Below are 17,611 nucleotides of genomic sequence, written 5' to 3' on the forward strand. Positions count from 1 at the left end.
GCAGACCTCATTGCCCGACCTGAGCGGTTTGTTGCCCAGCGCCCGGGAATACGTTGCGTTTGCAGATTTTCGCTTCGACTTTCTGTGGCGCGGTGCCCGCATCCGGGCCCTGGACTTCGACGGCCAGCAGGTTCTGCGAGGCCCAGTCTTCGTCCGTGCGCAACTCAAAGGCGAAACGACCGTCGGTGTCGGAGGTTTCCGGTTTCTCGATCTTGATGTCCTCGTGGCGACCGTTCATGTACCAGAGGGTGGCTTGCAGTTTTTTCACCGAGGGGTCGGCGAAGCGGATGTCGACCTGATGGCCGCTGTTCTGCAGGTTCAGGTTCTTGCTGTTGACCAGCAGTTCCTGTTTGCCGCCGGGCTTGAGCGTGGTGCTGGCGGACATCTGGGTTTCCTTGCCTTCGCAACCGTTATCCAGCAGCGCCATCATCTGGCGGTAGATGGTTTCCTGGTCGAGGCGATACAGCGGCGAGAATTCCCAGATGAGAATTTTCGGCGGCGTCTTCTGGAATTCGTCGCTGCCCAGGTACTGCAACATCGATCCTTCCAGACCGCCGCCGGGGAAGGCGACGTTGAGAATGTCGGCGCCGATGGCTTCTTCGAGGAAGCCGGCGAAGTTGTAGTTCTTGCCGCTATGCGAAGTGCCGACCAGGGTGATCTGCGGATTCCCGGAATCGCCGAACAGATCGCCGTCACCGGCTTCGCCTTTCGGCTCAGTGGTGAACTGGTCCATGTACTGGATCGCGTAACTGGTACCGCACAATTGCCCGGCCATGTTGTGCAGGGTGCCGGTCTTGCCCATGCGCCCCGAACGTTTGGTCTCGAATTCACGCTTGGGAATGTCGGCGAAGGCCGGAATCTGCTTGACCTTCTCGGCGACGATTTTCGCCGTGCGCTGCGCACCGTACGGCGTCCAGTGCTGGTCGCCACGGAAGTAGAAGTCGTGGGCGGGCAGGGTGTCGGGCAGCGATTCGTTGGTCAGCGGCGACAGATCCGGCACCACGTAACCCATCTGCGCGAACCGGCCGAGCATGGTCTTGTAGTTGCCCAGCGCTTTCTCGTAATCGAACGCGGCTTTTTCCGCCGGGTTGAGCTTGTTGCGGTTCACCAGGCCACGGGTTGGCTGGTAAACGATCACCAGTTCGACGCCCTTGGCCTTGAACGCATCGTGCAACTGTTGCAGGCGTTTGTAGCCGGCCGGGGTAGTGTTGAACTCGGTACGCAGGTCTTCCTGGGTCCGGAACAACCAGTCGCCCTGGGCCTGCACCAGCGTGGTGAAGTTCTGCTGGTAACGCGTGGTGTAGTTCTTTGCGTCATGGGCGGCGGGGCACAGGCTGCAGCAAGGTTCGGCCGTGAATTTCGGCGGCTGGACTTCATCTGCGCGGGCGCCATTGCTGGCCGCCAGAATGCCCACGGTCAGGGCCGACAGGCTGAGTAATTTGATCAGGTGTGGGTGCATAAAATTATCCTCAGTCCCGCATTTCGGTCTGGCGTTCGACGGGGTCGATCAGCACGGCTTTCTGCTGGCGCACCAGCAGATCGAGAATTTCATCCTGGCGATCACCAAGGACGCCGTTGAAGCTGATGCCGCTGGATTTGGTCGGCGCCAGCATCGACACGCGGTACAGCTCGACGCTCAGCGGCGAGTCGATGGCCATCGGGCCGCTGCCGTTGGCCGCCAGTTCGCCGCCGACCACGATCAGCGAAACCTGGGCGTCGAACGGGTCGAGCTTGATGTCGCGGTCGGTGTCGGTCAGGTCCTTGATGTGGCCGTAGACGCCGGTCAGGCCGTTGGCCATGGCGATATTTTCGTAAAGGCGGATGTTCACGCTGTTACGAATGCGGATGCCGTGGCGCTTGTTGCTGATGACTTTGTTGCCCCACAGCAGGTTGTCGGCGGACTCGTAGAGCGTGATGCCATCGGTGTGGTTCTTGTAGATCTCGTTATAGGCGACGATGTTGTTCACGCTGTTACGGTCGATCACCAGCCCGGAGAGGTGGTTGTCGAAGCTCTTGTTGTTGAAGATGAAGCTGTCGTTCACCTCACGGGAAATGATGATCCCGTGCTTCTTCTTCGTCCCATGGACGGTGTTCTCGGCAATGATCAGGCCGTGGGAACGGTCGTGGGGGTCGATGCCGTAGACGATGTTGTCCTTGTAGGTGTTGCCCTTGACCACGAAGTCGCGGGTCTCGTAGCAGTAGAAGCCGTACCACATGTCCGAGAACTCGGAACCGACGATCCAGCCGGTCGGCTCGGGACGCTTGAGCACCTTGGCCATGTTCGGTGTGTACTGGGAAATACTCACGCCGTAGGACTTACTGTTGGCGTAGCCGAAGCTGGCCATCTTGCTGTTGACGATGTAGGTCTCGGTGCCGCCCCAGGCCAGCAGGAACGGGCGGAATTCCTTCGGCGAACGGAAGGTCGCCGGACCGTTGTCCTTCTCGCGCCAGCCGGTGACCTTGGTGTCACGCACGAACAACTGGCCGTCGTTGACCAGGAACGAACCGGCCTCCTGGGACAGGCGCAATTCCTGGGTCTGGCCGTCGATTTCGAGGATGCCTTTGCGGCCCACGACGATTGGCAACTTGGCCAGGTACACGCCCGGCGAGGTTTCGCTGAAGTACTGCTTGGGCAGTTTCTGCGCCAGCTCCTTCAGGTTCATGTAACCGTCGTCGACGAAGATCGCCTGCGGGATGCCGTGCTGACGCACCACCCATTCGGCCATCTTGTTGTCGCCGCCGATGAAGTCCTTCAGGGCGTCTTCCTGCATCATCCGGCGCACGCTGATCTTGCCCGGTTTGCTGCGCACGATTTTCGCGGCAGCGGCCTCGGCGGTGAAGCCGGAGAGGTCGGGCAGTTTCGGCTTGGCCAGCTCCAGCGCTTCAGTTGGTGCGCTGCTGACGGTGTAGGTCTTGGCCTGTTGCAGCTCCTTGGCGATGGTGACCGGCTTGCCTGGCTGAGAGGCCGCCGGTTCGACCGTGGCGAAGGCGCCAGTCGAGGCCAGCAGCATCGCGCCGGCCAACAGGCTGAGCGAGCCTTTCCTTGGGTTGTTCATGTCGGGCACTCCCTTCGCGGTTTGCATCAGAAGCGCCAGATCACGTCGATGAACGCGCGGTGCATGTACGAATCGACCTGGCTGCCATAGGCGTCACCCGGCTTGAACACGCCGCCACGCAAACGCACCAGCGCCGAAGGCTCGTCGATCGACTGGCTCAACGCCGCCGGCAGCAGGCCTTGCTTGAAGTACTTGGTGACCACCAGATCCATTTCCTGGCCCAGATCCTTGTTGCCGTCCTGCAGGGGCAGCGAGGTGCTGGAGAGGATTGCGCCGGTCACGTCGTCGGTGTTGTTTTCCACAGCGTTGATGCCGTTGCTGCCCACCGGTTTGTTGCCGTCCACGCGCCAGAACTTGTGGTAGATCAGGCTGGCGTCGTACTGGTCGTTGAGCATCCAGGAACCGAACAAAGTGGCGGTCTGCATGTTGTTCATTTCGCCACGGAACGCTTCACCGAAACGGTGCACCCGCGAGCGCGTACCGGTGTAGTTCGAGCGGTTGCTTTCCAGGCCGTTCTGTTGGTAATCGGCGCTGGCGCGGGCATAAGCCGCACCGACTTGCCATTGCGGATCGAGGCGCAGGCGCACGCCGATGTCGGTGGCCCAGCCGTTGATGTCTTCGCTGCGTTTGGCTTGTGCCGGACGGCTGCCATCGGCGTTCAGCGGGTTGACCGTGTCGCGGTCGCCGCTCATGCCGGTGATGCTGCCCCAGTAGTTGACGGTGTTGGTGTTGCGCCAGTTGTAGGCGTCGCTGTCGGCGGTCAGGCCGAGCCAGCTGATGTCGCCGTTCTGGGTTTTGTCGAGGGTGTCGCGGGGCACGCCCGGTTCGGCGTAATCGAGTTTGCCGTTATCGTGGGTGTGATGGCCGCGAATGCCAACCCAGTTGCCCGGTGTCCACTGATACGCCGCATCGGCGTAAGCATGCAGGCGATCCTTGTCTTTCGGCGCCAGCTCCTTGAGGTCGGTGCGGTATTCGCTGAAGCGTTCGGCGACACCGGCGTTGGCGCGCAGCAGGGTGGTGTCGAAGGTCCAGTTCAGCGCTTCGATATTGGTGTCGCGCCACTGGCCGTCGTCGTTGCGCAGGCGCTGGCGACCGAACTTGAGGATTTCGCCGGGGTAAGGCGTCAGGCCGCTGTAGCCGACCCAGAACTCGCGCATCGCCAGGTAGTTCTTCTTGGTCTTGCGATCACCGCTGTCGGTGGTTTCGGTACCGTCGGACTGTTGCAGGGTGTCGGTCTCGATGATGTCGGTCGAGGTCACGGCCTGGCCCATGGCGTAGGCACTCCACGCGCCGCTTTCGCCGTAGATCCATGGGCGCAGATCCAGGCCGACACCGTTGACGTCGCCACCGGGCGCGGTGCCGAGATCGCGGTCGTCTTCGGACTGGCCGGTGATTTTCACTTCGAGGCCGAAGTTCTTGGTTTCAGTGATCGCGGCCAGTGTCGGGCAAGACCAGATCAGCGCGAACGAAAGGCCAATGCCGGCCTTCACGAATGGATTCAACTTCATAATTTTTCCTCGCCGTCTTCTTCTTGCAGGGCGTGCAGTTGCAGCGTGTTCTGATTCAGGGCACCACGGCTGGCCTGTTCCTGTTGCAACAGGCGCTGGGCTTCGGCCAGGCGCTCAGGCGGCAATTGCGCCGCGAGGGTGGTCGCCAGTTCATCGGCTTGCGGCGTGTTCTGGGCCTTGGCCAACTGGCTGAACACATAGGCATTGAGTGGGTCAGGCCGGGTGCCCTTGCCTTGGGAAAACAGCTGGGCGATGGCGAAGTCGGCGCTGTTCTGGCCGTTGCGCGCAGCGGTCAGCAGATGGTCGAGAGCCTTTTGCGGATAGACCTTGCCCAGGTAGCCGCGGCGGTAGATCTGGCCGAGGTAGTAGTCAGCGGCAACTTCGCGGCCAACGGCTTTCTGGAAATGCTCCTCGGCGACTTTCGCGTCGGCCGGCACCAGTTTGCCTTCGTAGTAGAGCTTGCCCAGCAACAGCTCGGCGCGGGGCTGATCGGCGGCGCGGCCGTTGTCCAGGTACTTCATCATCTGATCGACATCGCCCAGTTCCGGGAAGTCGTAGAGCAGTTGCGCCAGCGTCACCCACGAGGCCGGGTAGCCCGGAGCGATCGGTTCGAGCAGCGATTGCGCAGTCTTTTCGTCGGTCTTGCCGAGGGTCGAATCGGCGAGCACACGGGCAACGGAGTCCACGCGCTGGGCCGTGACGCTGCCACGGCTGTAACCGGCCTGCAGTTGCTTGATCAGCTCGGCCTGCTGGTCCGGTTGGGCACGTTTCTGATAGACCGTGGCCAGTTCGACGTAGCAGATGTCGGTGGTGTGCAACGCGGCCTTGCAGATCTTTTCCACGTCATCCAGATGCTGGTCGTAAGTGCCCTGGGTGCGATACAGCAGCACCTGCGCCAGACCCGCTTCCGGGTAACCGGATTTGCGCCACTGATCGATCTGCTGCTGGGCGTTGATGTTCGGGAAACTGTGCGGGTATTGCAGGTACAGCATCGCCAGCGGGATCAACGTATTGCCTTCGCCATTGGCGGCGGCTTTCTTCAGCAGGGTTTCGGCTTCGTGATGCTCGGCTTCGGTGGAGCCGGGCTTGGCCACCAGCAAACGACCGAGTCGGGCCTGGGCGCGCGGCGACACATCAGCGGCTGCGCGATAGGTCGCCTCGGCCTGTTTGATCTGCGCAGGGTCGCGACTGTCGACCTGGATGTCGGCGAGACCAACCTGAGCTTCGCTGTAACCCAGATCGGCCAGCGCACGGTAGTTCTGCGCGGCGGTCGCGGTGTCACCGCGCTTCAGCGCTTCGTTGGCCAGACGTTGGTCGGGCAGGCCGGCGCAACCGGCCAGGGCAATTGCCATGGCCAGGGTCAGCGGAACCGGCAGGATTCTGATAGGGCTCGTCACGGGCATGTCCTCGACTTAAAGACCGGCAGCCATGGCTTTGTCGATCAACCAGTTCAGGTTCGGACCACGGTCGCTGTTCACTTCCACCGGGCGGCCGGCGAAGCTGCTGTCCAGCGGCTCGTCGGGCTGGATCTGTACGCGGATGTCGGAGGACAGGTCGGCGCTTTTCAGACTGGTGCTGCTGACGATCTTGCCGGTGCGGGTCTTGTCTTCGCCGGCAATCTGGAAGCTCACCGGTGTACCCGGGCGCACGTCGCCGAACTGGCGATAGGAGAAGCGTGCATCGACGGTGGCCTGGGTGTTGCGTGGTACCAGGGTGAAGATCACGTCGCCCTTGCTCGCGTACTGACCGTCAGTCACCAGTTGCTGGGCAACGGTGCAATCGCACGGCGAGGTCAGGGTGCCGGTCATTTGCTTGCCGAACAGTTCTTCAACCTTGGCCGGTTGCAGTTGATCTTCGTCCAGATGGCCCTTGAGCACGTCGAGCATGCTGGTGCTGAAAGTCGCCAGCGGTGCGCCTTTGGCGGCAACGCCGTCGGACTTCACCAGGCTCTGCACGGTGCCGTCGCGCGGCATGGTGATGTTCATGCCCGGCACGCTGACCAGACCGGCCTGGGCATGGCTGACGAAGTACATGCTGTACACCGATTTGAAAACGAAACCCGCTGCCACGAGGCCGATCGCGAAAATGCCGGCGCTGAAGGTCACGGCTTTCAGGCGCCCGAACGGGGTCATGCCGTGGCCGCTGTCCTTGGTTTTGCGCGCCTTGGTGAAATTGTCGCGCTGCAGGGTCGCCAGCACTTCGCCGATGCTGACGATGTCGCCGGCCAGGTGCGAAGTAATCAGGTGGCGCAGGGTGGAAATGTCCTGCGGTTCGAGGTTCTGGAACTGGCAGCCGGCGCGGCCGGTCTGGCGATCGTAGGAACGCACTTGCAGTTCCACGTCCATGGCGATGCCGAGGTTGTCGATGACGAATTGCAGACGTGCCTTGCGCACCTCGCCAATGGTCAGCGGCAACTGACCGGCATTGAACGCCAGACCACCGGCAGACAGATCGATGACTCGTGCTTCGACCGGTGTCCGGTCGGGACCGAAGAATCGCAGCTTGGCCGGGATTTTCACCCGGGCGTGCTGGCGCTGGGCTTCGGATTCATGCACTACGTTGGCGTTGACGGCGGTATTCATAGGGGCGATTTCCTTGTTAATTCAAGAGGGGCGGGTCAGACCATCATCAGCAGCACGGCGACGAAAATGCTGCCGGCGGAGAAGGTCATGGTCCGAGACGACCAGGTGTTGAACCAACGTTGAAAGCTGGCGAGGTCACGGGTCAGGGAAGTGGGCTGGCGAGTCCAGGATTGTTGGTCGAGGCGGAAGAACACGTAGATCTTCACCAGCGCGCCGACGATCTGGTTGTAATAGAGAATCACCGGGTAGGCTGGGCCGATACGGTGGCCGGAGCACGACAGCAGCAGTGTCAGAATCATGCGGGTGATGCCGATCCACAGCAGGTACGCGAGGATGAACGCGCCGCCGTATTTGAAGCTGGCGATGATCGCGACGGTCAGGCCCAGCAGTGAGGTCCACATCGATACGCGTTGGTCGAACAGCACCACCGAGGTGAAGGCGCCGAGGCGTTTCACACCCAGGCCCAGGGCTCGCGAGTTCTGCCGCAGGTTGTTGCCGTACCAGCGAAACATCAGTTTGCGACTGGCCTTGATGAAGCTTTTTTCCGGCGGGTGTTCAACGGTGTTGATTGCGGCGTCCGGCACGTAGAAGGTGTCGTAGCCCAGGCGCATCAGGCTGAACCAGCTCGACTTGTCGTCGCCGGTCAAAAACTTGAAACGGCCCAGACGCCAGTGTTGCAGCGAGTCGCTTTCGACGTCGGCGATAAATTCCGGGTTGGTGACCACGGTGGCGCGGAACACCGACATGCGCCCAGTCATGGTCAGCACGCGCTTGGACAGGGCCATCGAGCACATGTTGATGTGGCGCTGGGCGAAACGCAGCTTGTGCCATTCGCTCATGATGTAGCCGCCGCGCACTTCACAGAATTCGTTGGTGGTCAGGCCGCCGACGTTGCCGAACAGCTGGAACCACGGCACGGTCTTGCGCACGGTGCCTTCACCGAGCACGGTGTCGCCGTCGATCACGGCGACCACGGCGCGGTCGTCGGGCAGGTGGCGGGAGATCGCGCGAAAACCATAAGCCAGGCCGTCGCGTTTACCGGTGCCGGGAATGCGCACGAAGTCGAGCTTCACGCGCTCTGGCGGATTCATCCGCGTCCACAGCGCCTTGACCAGCAGTTCATCGGACATTTCGACGATGGAGCAGACCACGGTGGTCGGCAGTTCGCAGTCGATGGCTTCGCGGATCACCGAGCTGTAGACCTGTGCGGTGGTCAACGCGTCGATGCGGAAACTGGTGACCATCAGAAACACATGGGACGGGTCCGCCGATTTACCCAGCTTGCGCACTTTGCGTCGCAGGTGTGGGTAGACGATGTAGAGAAAAATCATGCCGCGCACAAAGTGCGTGGCACCCATCGAATAGCGCCAGATACCCACGGCGCCAATCAGGAAAATGAAGTCCTTCGACTCGGAGTCGAACGTGGACGTAGGCAGCATCAGGGCCAGGCCCATCAGCAGGCTCAGAAACAAAAGCCAGCCGGCGGATTGCAGAAAAAAATGTTTGAGCTTGGACATGACCGTCATCCGAAGGTGATGGGGGCTTCAAGCCGCCTGCCGATTCACGGCGTGCGGCTTGAAGCTCGAAGCGTGCTGCTGCGTTACCAGCAGATACCTTCGGTGCGGGAGCCGGCATCGGTGGTTTTGGCCATGAAACCGACCAGGTCGATGACCTGTTTACCGTGCGGTGCCTGCTGGGCCAGCGCGCGGAACTTCTCATCGCGGTTGCCGAGGATGATCACGTCGGAGTTGTCGATCACCGAGTCGAAGTCCGCATTGAGCAGGGACGAAACGTGGGGGATCTTCGACTCGATGTAGTCCTTGTTCGCGCCGTGGACGCGGGCGTACTGGACGTTGCTGTCGTAGATGCTCAGGTCGTAACCCTTGCCGATCAGCATCTCGGCCAGTTCCACCAGCGGGCTTTCGCGCAGGTCGTCGGTACCGGCCTTGAAGCTCAGGCCGAGCAGGGCGACTTTGCGTTTGTCGTGGCTTTCAACGATGTCGAAGGCGTTCTGCACTTGCGATTCGTTGCTGCGCATCAGTGAGTTGAGCAGCGGCGCCTCCACATCCAGCGAGCCGGCGCGGTAGGTCAGGGCACGCACGTCTTTCGGCAGGCACGAGCCGCCGAAGGCAAAGCCCGGACGCATGTAGTACTGGGACAGGTTGAGGGTCTTGTCCTGGCAGACCACGTCCATCACTTCGCGGCCATCGACGCCCACTGCTTTGGCGATGTTGCCGATTTCGTTGGCGAAGGTCACTTTGGTCGCGTGCCAGACGTTGCAGGTGTACTTGATCATCTCGGCGACGGCGATGTCCTTGCGGATGATCGGTGCGTCGAGTTCTTCGTACAGCGATTGCAGAACGTCACCCGAGGCCTTGTCGAACTCGCCGATGACGGTCATCGGTGGCAGGTCGTAGTCGGCGATCGCGGTGGATTCACGCAGGAACTCTGGGTTCACGGCTACACCGAAATCAACGCCAGCTTTTTTGCCGGAGCAGTCTTCGAGGATCGGAATCACCACGTTGGCGACGGTGCCCGGCAGCACCGTGCTGCGCACGACGATGGTGTGACGGGTGGATTTTTCACGCAGGACAAAACCGATCTCGCGGCATACCGCTTCGATGTAGTTCAGTTCCAGGTCGCCGTTCTTTTTGCTCGGCGTGCCGACGCAAATCATCGACAAATCGGTGTCACGAATCGCCTCGGCGAAATTGGTCGTACCGCGCAGACGGCCGGTCTCGATCCCTTGCGCCAGCAACTCGCCCAGGCCCGGTTCGACAATGGGGGATTTGCCAGCATTGATCATGTCGATCTTGTCTTTGGCAACATCGACGCCAACCACGTCATGGCCCCGTGCAGACAGGCAACCGGCACACACTGCGCCGACGTAACCCAAACCAAATATGCTGATGCGCATCGCAATTACCTCTGTATATATCAGGCCGTTAGAAGGCCGGAGTTAATGGTGTTCAGCGGTCTTAGTGCACTCGAAAGTGTGACTTGCAGGCGTCACAATGCCGTGTGCAGGCATACTAAGTTTCGAGTGTCTAAATAAGTGCACTCAAGATGTGCGCAACCAGGCCTTATTGTTGTGACATGCCCTGTTATGCAGCGGATCCTCTGGCAAGAGGACTCTTGTGCAATCTTGTATTGCGCGCCCGATGTCAGGCGCAGGCCTGTAGATCGGGCGGTTGGGTGCTCAGGCGAGCACGTTTATAAGGGCGCGGCCTTGGCCTTGTAGGGGATATTGATGGTGCGTATCTCCTGTCCTTCGCTAGTTGTTCAGAGTTGTTGTCCATTCAGGCAAGTTGCTGTGACAACTTGGTTACATGGTTTTGATCTCTGCGTAAGTTATCTCGTACATATTCGGCGAGAATCGTTACCGGTGGTATGAGCTATGCATTTGGACATAGTTCCTGTCCGCTCATCGCGAAATCTGAAATTTTTTGAAATATTGAGAAAGATGGCACTGCTCTCATATTGATAGCACTTTCCATTTCGCCCTTTATTAATAGGTAGATAATCGCGTTAGATGGTTTTGTGCCACTACCCGGAAAAATTTCAGGTGCCACTACTGAAAAAAATGACAACTGTCGAGTGAAAGAAAAGATAGAAATGGGGGTGATGTTTTTATGGCGCCAATAAGTCGGCGAAAAGGCGGGAGGTTTTTTTGACGTCGTGCGAGGTGCACGACTCTTTATATAAAGAGTCGTGCAATGGGCATGCTTTATTCGGGTGTGTGATCGCGCAGAAACACCAGATTGTCCGGTTTCGATTGTTCGGCGCTGTAGCGATAACCCTGCACATCGAACTGTTTGAGGGCCGCCGGATCGTTGATGCGTTCCTGGATGACGAAGCGGCTCATCAGGCCTCGAGCCTTTTTGGCGTAAAAACTGATGATCTTGTACTGGCCGTTTTTCAGGTCCTTGAACTCGGTGTTGATGATCCGCGCGTTCAGGGCCGTGCGCTTGACCGCCGAGAAGTACTCATTGGACGCCAGGTTCAGCAGCACGTCATCGCCCTGGTCGGCCAGCGCTTCGTTCAGCCATTCGCTGATGCGCGTGCCCCAGAACGCGTACAAGTCCTTGCCGCGGACGTTGGCCAGTTTGGTGCCCATTTCCAGGCGATATGGCTGCATCAGGTCGAGCGGGCGCAGCAGGCCGTAGAGGCCGGAGAGCATGCGCAGGTGCTGTTGCGCGTAGTCAAAATCGGCTTCGCTGAACGACTGGGCATCGAGTCCGGTGTAGACGTCGCCCTTGAAGGCCAGCAGCGCCTGTTTGGCGTTCTCGGGAGTGAACGCCGGCGTCCAGCTGCCGAAACGCGCGGCGTTGAGGCCACCGATCTTGTCGGAGACGTGCATCAGTTCGCTGATCTGTGCAGGCGTCAGCTCACGCAACTGTTGGATCAGCTCTTGGGAATGGTCGAGGTATTGCGGCTGGGTGAAGCGCTGGGTCGCCGGCGGTGTTTCGTAATCGAGGGTCTTGGCGGGGGAAATCACCATCAGCATGAAGTCGTCTCCTTTAATCGTGGGGGCGATTCTAGGGGGTTGAGGCGGATGACTCCAGCTATCGAGTCCATAGGTGATCGGCGGTTTGCGGGCCGGATCGGCTATAGTGCCGCGCGGGTTTTGTTATGGAGACACCCCTTTGCGCATTGTTCTTTTATTTACTGTGTGGTTGTTGAGCTTCGGGGCCGTTGCGGCGCCGGGCGATATTGCCACGCTCGATCGCAGCACCTGGCCGGAGAAACTCGACAACCCGACCCTGTTCGACGTCGCCTCGCGGGCGGAAATCCTGATGTTCGCCCGGGGCCTGCTGGGCAGCGAAGCGCTGGATGAGGCCGCGCTGGCCCAGCGTCTGGGGCTGCGCACGGTCAATCTGGAGGCGATCAACAACCTGCGCGCTCGCCTGTGGCAACGGCTGCTGACCAACTACAACTTCGCCCAGCAGAGTTGCGATCAGGACGCCTCGTTCTGCTTCCTCGTCGAAGACCTGCCGACCCTGCGCGAGCAGGCGACCAAGTTCGTGGTCAGCGACGAAAGCTATTACACCAAGTGGGCAGAGCCGAGCCGGATCTTTCATCTGCAGTATCTGGATGAACTGATGCGCAAGGCGGCGCTGTCGCCGCAGACCACCAGCGAAGTCGATCATTTCGGCGACTACGAGCGCAACGGCGACGAGATGCACGACCGGTTGTTCCTGTTGAGTTTCGACAGCGCCGCGAACCTTCAGCCGGACAATACCCACTGGATCGCCGATTACCTGCGCAAATCCAGTCTGAGCGGCACCTTCTTTTTGCTGGGCAAGGATGTGCAGGCGCGACTGGCGGATCGCTCGGTGAATAACCTGCAAGCGGAATTCTCGAAACTCTGCGTGGGGGTTCAGGGCTGGGAGTTCCGCTCCCACAGCCACTGGCAGGACTGGCAGGACTCGGTACGCCGCAGCAGCGATCTGGTGAAGAACAAGCTGCCGGAAAACTACGTGCCTTTGTTCCGCCCACCGGATGGCCAGCGCCGCAGTGATGCCGGCAGTTTCTTGCGCAATCAGGGCCTGCAAGTGGCGTTGTGGGACATCGATGCCCAGGACGGCGCCGGCAAGCTCAAGGGCAATCCCAGCGCGCAGCGGGTGCTGACCCTGATGCTGTTGTGGCGGCATGGGGTGATCAATTTCAACATGAAGCAGGACGCGGTGAAGACCGCGTTGCCTTGGCTGATCACGCAAACCGCGCAAAGCGGCATCGGCTGGGAAGACTGTCAGGACGCTTTTCGCTGACAAACGGCAAGAGCCCGGAAACATTGGGCTTGGGGTGAGTTTTTTGCAGGATTCGATGCAGGCGGACTTCCGACTCTAACGGGGGCGCGGCGGTCCGCCAAGGGCTTTTCGTCACTTTGCAAAATAAACTTCAAAAAAGCGTCAAAGTGCTTTTTTCTGTCACGGGTTTTGGAGTATTACGAAGTCAGACAGCCGAAACCTGCAACACAGGTGGCGTCTTCCAAGACCCATTTTGTGTGCAATTCACCTGCTATTCCGAACAAAAGCTTCGCAGGTGGATTCGGCAGTCACTTCGAGGCGCAGTACCGTCCAGGTATTGCGTCGAATGGCTCCCACAAAGGTGACCGAGTATGGATGATCACGGACGTAGCCCTTCCTCCAACCAGCCAATCCTTTATGTACTCGATACCAACGTACTGATTCACGATCCAAACGCCCTGCTGAATTTCGAAGAACACCACGTCGCGATCCCGATGACCGTGCTTGAAGAGCTGGACAAGCTCAAGAGCGGGCATCACAGCGTGGCCGCCGAATGCCGCCAGGCCATCCGGCTGATCGACAAGACGCTGGGCGATGCCTCGCCCGAAGACGTCGAGCAAGGGGTGCCGATCCAGCGCGGAAAGAGCGGGCCGAAGGGGTTGCTGTCAATTCTGATGAGCAAACAGGCCGAATCGAACCTGATTCTGCCCGAGCACCTGAACGACAACAAAATCATCAACCAGTTGATCGATCTGCACACCCGCGATCCGAAGAAACCGGTGGTGCTGGTCACCAAAGACATCAACATGCGCCTCAAGGCGCGAGCCTGCGGGATCGACGCCGAGGACTACAGCACCGACCAACTGGTCGATGACGTGTCCCTGTTGCCCAACGGCTACCACAACATGACCGGCTCCTTCTGGGACCGCGTGAGCAAGGTCGAAACCCGTCAGGACCATGGCCGCACCTGGCACCAGGTGCAACTGATCGACAACCTGCCGGCCGTGCACATCAACGAGTTCATCATCGATGAGCAGGGCTTTGTCGGCTGGATCAAGGAGATTGAAGAAGACCGTCTGCTGATCCTCGATCTGCACCAGGAACCGCTGCTGCATCAAGAGGCCTGGGGCCTCAAGCCCCGTGACATCTATCAGAGCCTGGCGCTGTACGCCTTGCTCGACCCAGACATTCATCTGGTCAACCTGTCCGGCGCCGCCGGTTCCGGCAAGACCATCCTGGCGCTGGCCGCTGCGATCGAGCAGACCATGGTCAGCAAGCGTTATCGCCGCATCATCGCCACCCGCAGCGTGCAGGGCCTGGACCAGGAAATCGGCTTCCTGCCCGGCACCGAAGCGGAAAAAATGGAGCCTTGGCTGGGCGCCATCACCGACAACCTCGAAGCCTTGCACATGGATGACGAAAACACCCATGGCAGCGTCGACTACATCCTCAGCAAAGTGCCGTTGCAGTTCAAATCGCTCAACTACATTCGCGGGCGCAGCTTCCAGCAGAGCCTGATCCTGATCGACGAATGCCAGAACCTCACGCCGCACCAGATGAAAACCATCATCACCCGGGCCGGCGCCGGTTCCAAAGTGGTGTGCCTGGGCAACCTGGCACAGATTGACACCCCTTACCTGTCCGCGACCAGTTCCGGGCTGACTTACCTGACCGAACGTTTCAAAGACTTCCCCAACGGTGTGCACATCACCCTGCAAGGGGTGCCTCGCTCGATTCTGGCCGAATACGCCGAATCGCACCTGTAACCGCCAAATGGAACCGGGCGACTGCAAAGTCGCCCGGTTTTTTGTGTGCGAAATTCTGACCCTCAGGTTTACAATCGACGCTCCTGATCAGGAGTAATCCCGTGCTGACTCATCTCGATTCCCAAGGTCGCGCCAACATGGTCGACGTCACCGAAAAAGCCGTGACGTTCCGCGAGGCGACGGCCCAAGCGCTGGTGCGCATGCTGCCCGACACCCTGCAGATGATCGTTAGCGGCGGCCATCCCAAGGGCGACGTGTTCGCCGTGGCGCGCATCGCCGGCATTCAGGCGGCGAAGAAAACCAGTGACCTGATTCCCTTGTGCCATCCGTTGATGCTGACCGGCGTCAAGGTTGAGCTCAGCGCCGAAGGCGACGACGCGGTGCGCATCGTGGCTCGTTGCAAACTGTCCGGGCAAACCGGCGTCGAGATGGAGGCGCTGACCGCCGCCAGCGTCGCCGCGCTGACGATCTACGACATGTGCAAGGCCGTGGATCGCGGCATGACCATCGAAAGCGTGCGCCTGCTGGAGAAAGTCGGCGGCAAGAGCGGGCATTTCCAGGCGGAGCAGCCATGAACCTGACCGTGAAGTTTTTTGCCCGTTACCGCGAGGCGCTGGGTGTGGATTCGGTAAAGGTCGAAGGTGAATTCGCGACGGTGGAAGACGTACGCGCCTTGCTCGCCAAGCGTGACGGCGCCGAGGTGCTGAGCGAACAGAACTTGATGTGTGCGCGCAACGAAGACCTGTGCCAGCTCGACGAGCCGGTGGTCGATGGCGACGAAGTAGCGTTTTTCCCCACCGTGACCGGAGGCTGAGGCATGGCGATTCGTGTGCAGTCCACGGCGTTCGATCCCGGTGCTGAAGTCAACGCGATGCACGCGGCCAATGTCGGCGTCGGCGCGGTGGTGAGTTTTGTCGGCTACGTGCGCGACTTCAACGATGGCCTCGATGTTGCCGGAATGTTTCTGGAGCACTATCCGGGCATGACCGAAAAGGCCCTGGGCAAGATCGCCGTCGAGGCCGAACAGCGCTGGCCGCTGTTGAAGCTGGAAGTGCTGCACCGCATCGGCGCGCTGGAGCCGGGTGAGCCGATCGTGTTCGTCGGCGCCGCCAGTGCCCATCGTCAGGCGGCATTCGACGCCTGCGCCTTCGTCATGGATTACCTGAAAACCCGCGCGCCGTTCTGGAAGAAAGAGAACACCAGCGACGGCTCGCGCTGGGTCGAAGGTCGTGACAGCGACCATGCCGCTGCGGATCGCTGGAAGCAGTAAATCCTCTCCTCAGTCAATCTCCCCTCGACTCCCGACCATCGGCTGACGCCGATGGCGTTTGTCCAATTGACGATTTGTACGTAAAAGTCCAGTATGGATTTACAAGTACAAATAAAGCTTTTCCCTGTTTCAGCTCTTTCTTCTGTCTTGCCAAACCAACAACAACCCGCGAGAGAACGAACATGAAGAAACTCCCCCTCATCACCGGTCTGGCGCTGAGCCTGTTGGCGTGCAGCAGCGTGTTTGCCGCCGAGAAAACCCTGCGCATCGGTATTGAAGCGGCCTATCCGCCGTTCGCCTCAAAGACCGACCAAGGTGAAATCGTCGGCTTCGACTACGACATCGGCAACGCCCTGTGCGCGCAGATGCAGGTCAAGTGCGTGTGGGTCGAGGGCGAGTTCGACGGTCTGATTCCTTCCCTGAAAGTGAAGAAAATCGACATGGCGCTGTCGTCCATGACCATCAATGAAGACCGCAAGAAGTCCGTGGACTTCACCCACAAGTACTATTTCACCTCGTCGCGGCTCGTAATGAAGGAAGGCGCGACGGTTGATGACCAATACGCCAGCCTCAAGGGCAAGACCGTCGGCGTGCAACGTGCGACCACCACCGATCGTTACGCCACGGAGGTGTTCGAGCCCAAGGGCATCAACGTCAAGCGCTATGGCAACAACGAAGAAATCTACATGGACCTGGCGGCCGGGCGTCTCGACGCGATTTTTGCAGACACCATTCCGCTGACCGACTTCCTGTCGATGCCTCGGGGCAAGGGTTACGCGTTTGTCGGACCGGAACTGAAAGATCCGAAGTACGTGGGCGAGGGTGCCGGGATCGCGGTGCGCAAGGGCAACACCGAACTGGTCAGCCAGTTGAACACCGCCATCGACGGCATTCGCGCCAGTGGCGAGTATCAGAAAATTTCCGAGAAGTACTTCAAGTCGGACATCTACGGCGACTGAGTTTCAAAAATGTGCAGCCTGCCATCGCAGGCTGCACGGCTTCAGCCCTTCAATTCCTTCAAATGCTTGTACACCGTCGCCCGCCCCATGTTCAGCACATTGGCCACATAGTTTGAGGCGCTCTTGCCCTTGAACGCGCCTTCGGCGTGCAGCGCCAGCACCAGTTCGCGTTTGTGATCGCGGGTCAGCAGGTTCAAGCTCAGTTGCCGCTCGCGCAGCCAGGCGTGCAGGAAGGTGTTGATCCGTTCCTGCCAGTCATCGCGAAACAGCGAGTCCGGTTGCGGAATCAGTTTGCTCGGCGAGAGGAACAGGTCGAGCGCAGCCTTGGCGTTCTCGAACAGCGAAATATTCAGGTTGATGCACAGCACTGCCAGCGGATGCCCTTCGCTGTCGCGCAGCACGGTGCTCAGGCTGCGAATCTTCTGGCCGTCCCAATTGAGCTTTTCGTACGGGCCGATGTTCCGTTCGCTGACGTCGTCGCTGAGCATGTCTTCCAGCGACGACTCGTCGCCGATCACCCTTTTCGAGAGGTTGTTGGCGATGTAGTCGACCTTTTGCGTGCGTAGGTCATGCAGCACCACTTCAGCATGTGGAAAGAACAGCGTAGCGATGGCATCGGCGATGGCGTGGTAGTTATCCAGGGCGGCGTCATTCAGCTCGGGCGTGTGTTCGGGGGCGGTCATAACTGTGGAGCTCCAGGCAACGTCAACGCCCCCGTGG

The 17,611-nt window shown here is 59.9% G+C and carries 15 protein-coding genes; 6 read left to right on the forward strand and 9 right to left on the reverse strand.

The features are described from left to right. Positions 1–7 precede the first annotated feature (7 nt). From CAF87_RS08185 to yaaA, 8 genes are all read right to left on the reverse strand, one after another. A complete protein-coding gene (locus CAF87_RS08185) occupies positions 8–1,459 on the reverse strand; it encodes an alginate O-acetyltransferase (protein ID WP_085729697.1) in 1,452 nt (483 codons plus the stop codon). A 10-nt stretch (positions 1,460–1,469) separates the two neighbouring features. Continuing rightward, on the reverse strand, positions 1,470–3,056 hold the full coding sequence (gene algG / locus CAF87_RS08190; protein ID WP_085729698.1) for a mannuronan 5-epimerase AlgG: 1,587 nt from the start codon (positions 3,054–3,056) through the stop codon (positions 1,470–1,472). A 26-nt stretch (positions 3,057–3,082) separates the two neighbouring features. Further along, positions 3,083–4,564, reverse strand: a complete 1,482-nt coding sequence (locus CAF87_RS08195) for an alginate export family protein (protein WP_085729699.1) — start codon at positions 4,562–4,564, stop codon at positions 3,083–3,085. After that, positions 4,561–5,967 carry an alginate biosynthesis TPR repeat lipoprotein AlgK gene (algK, locus tag CAF87_RS08200; RefSeq protein ID WP_085729700.1) on the reverse strand — a complete coding sequence of 469 codons (1,407 nt, stop codon included), beginning with the start codon at positions 5,965–5,967 and terminating at the stop codon, positions 4,561–4,563. The genes CAF87_RS08195 and algK overlap by 4 nt, the downstream gene beginning before the upstream one ends. Positions 5,968–5,976: 9 nt before the next feature. Then, positions 5,977–7,146 (reverse strand): alginate biosynthesis protein Alg44, encoded by a 1,170-nt coding sequence (locus tag CAF87_RS08205; RefSeq protein ID WP_085729701.1) that lies wholly within the window; start codon positions 7,144–7,146, stop codon positions 5,977–5,979. Between the two features lie 35 nt (positions 7,147–7,181). Next, complete coding sequence (gene alg8, locus CAF87_RS08210) at positions 7,182–8,663, reverse strand: mannuronan synthase (RefSeq protein ID WP_170929607.1); 1,482 nt, start codon at positions 8,661–8,663, stop codon at positions 7,182–7,184. An 83-nt stretch (positions 8,664–8,746) separates the two neighbouring features. Continuing rightward, positions 8,747–10,063, reverse strand: coding sequence for a nucleotide sugar dehydrogenase (locus CAF87_RS08215; RefSeq protein ID WP_085729703.1), 1,317 nt, complete (start codon positions 10,061–10,063; stop codon positions 8,747–8,749). A gap of 810 nt (positions 10,064–10,873) precedes the next feature. Next, positions 10,874–11,653: a peroxide stress protein YaaA gene (yaaA, locus tag CAF87_RS08220; protein ID WP_085729704.1), complete on the reverse strand. Its 780-nt coding sequence runs from the start codon at positions 11,651–11,653 to the stop codon at positions 10,874–10,876. Positions 11,654–11,792: 139 nt separating this feature from the next. Between yaaA and CAF87_RS08225 the strand changes: the two genes are divergently transcribed. The 6 genes from CAF87_RS08225 (at position 11,793) to CAF87_RS08250 (ending at position 16,891) form a co-directional block, all read left to right on the forward strand. Then, complete coding sequence (locus tag CAF87_RS08225; protein WP_085729705.1) at positions 11,793–12,917, forward strand: polysaccharide deacetylase family protein; 1,125 nt, start codon at positions 11,793–11,795, stop codon at positions 12,915–12,917. A gap of 350 nt (positions 12,918–13,267) precedes the next feature. After that, the gene (locus tag CAF87_RS08230; protein WP_085729706.1) at positions 13,268–14,662 is read left to right on the forward strand and encodes a PhoH family protein; all 1,395 of its coding nucleotides are present in this window, start codon (positions 13,268–13,270) and stop codon (positions 14,660–14,662) included. 101 nt (positions 14,663–14,763) lie between these two features. Beyond that, positions 14,764–15,237, forward strand: a complete 474-nt coding sequence (moaC, locus tag CAF87_RS08235; RefSeq protein ID WP_007957321.1) for a cyclic pyranopterin monophosphate synthase MoaC — start codon at positions 14,764–14,766, stop codon at positions 15,235–15,237. Continuing rightward, positions 15,234–15,476 (forward strand): molybdopterin converting factor subunit 1, encoded by a 243-nt coding sequence (gene moaD, locus CAF87_RS08240; protein WP_085729707.1) that lies wholly within the window; start codon positions 15,234–15,236, stop codon positions 15,474–15,476. The genes moaC and moaD overlap by 4 nt, the downstream gene beginning before the upstream one ends. A gap of 3 nt (positions 15,477–15,479) precedes the next feature. Further along, positions 15,480–15,932 carry a molybdopterin synthase catalytic subunit MoaE gene (moaE, locus tag CAF87_RS08245; protein WP_085729708.1) on the forward strand — a complete coding sequence of 151 codons (453 nt, stop codon included), beginning with the start codon at positions 15,480–15,482 and terminating at the stop codon, positions 15,930–15,932. A gap of 182 nt (positions 15,933–16,114) precedes the next feature. Further along, positions 16,115–16,891, forward strand: coding sequence for an ABC transporter substrate-binding protein (locus CAF87_RS08250; protein ID WP_085711691.1), 777 nt, complete (start codon positions 16,115–16,117; stop codon positions 16,889–16,891). Between the two features lie 41 nt (positions 16,892–16,932). On the opposite strand, the gene CAF87_RS08255 is transcribed toward CAF87_RS08250, so the two are convergent. Beyond that, positions 16,933–17,574, reverse strand: a complete 642-nt coding sequence (locus CAF87_RS08255) for a transcriptional regulator (RefSeq protein WP_085729709.1) — start codon at positions 17,572–17,574, stop codon at positions 16,933–16,935. Positions 17,575–17,611 lie beyond the last annotated feature (37 nt).

This window comes from Pseudomonas sp. R38(2017) (assembly GCF_002112395.1).
Lineage (GTDB): Bacteria > Pseudomonadota > Gammaproteobacteria > Pseudomonadales > Pseudomonadaceae > Aquipseudomonas.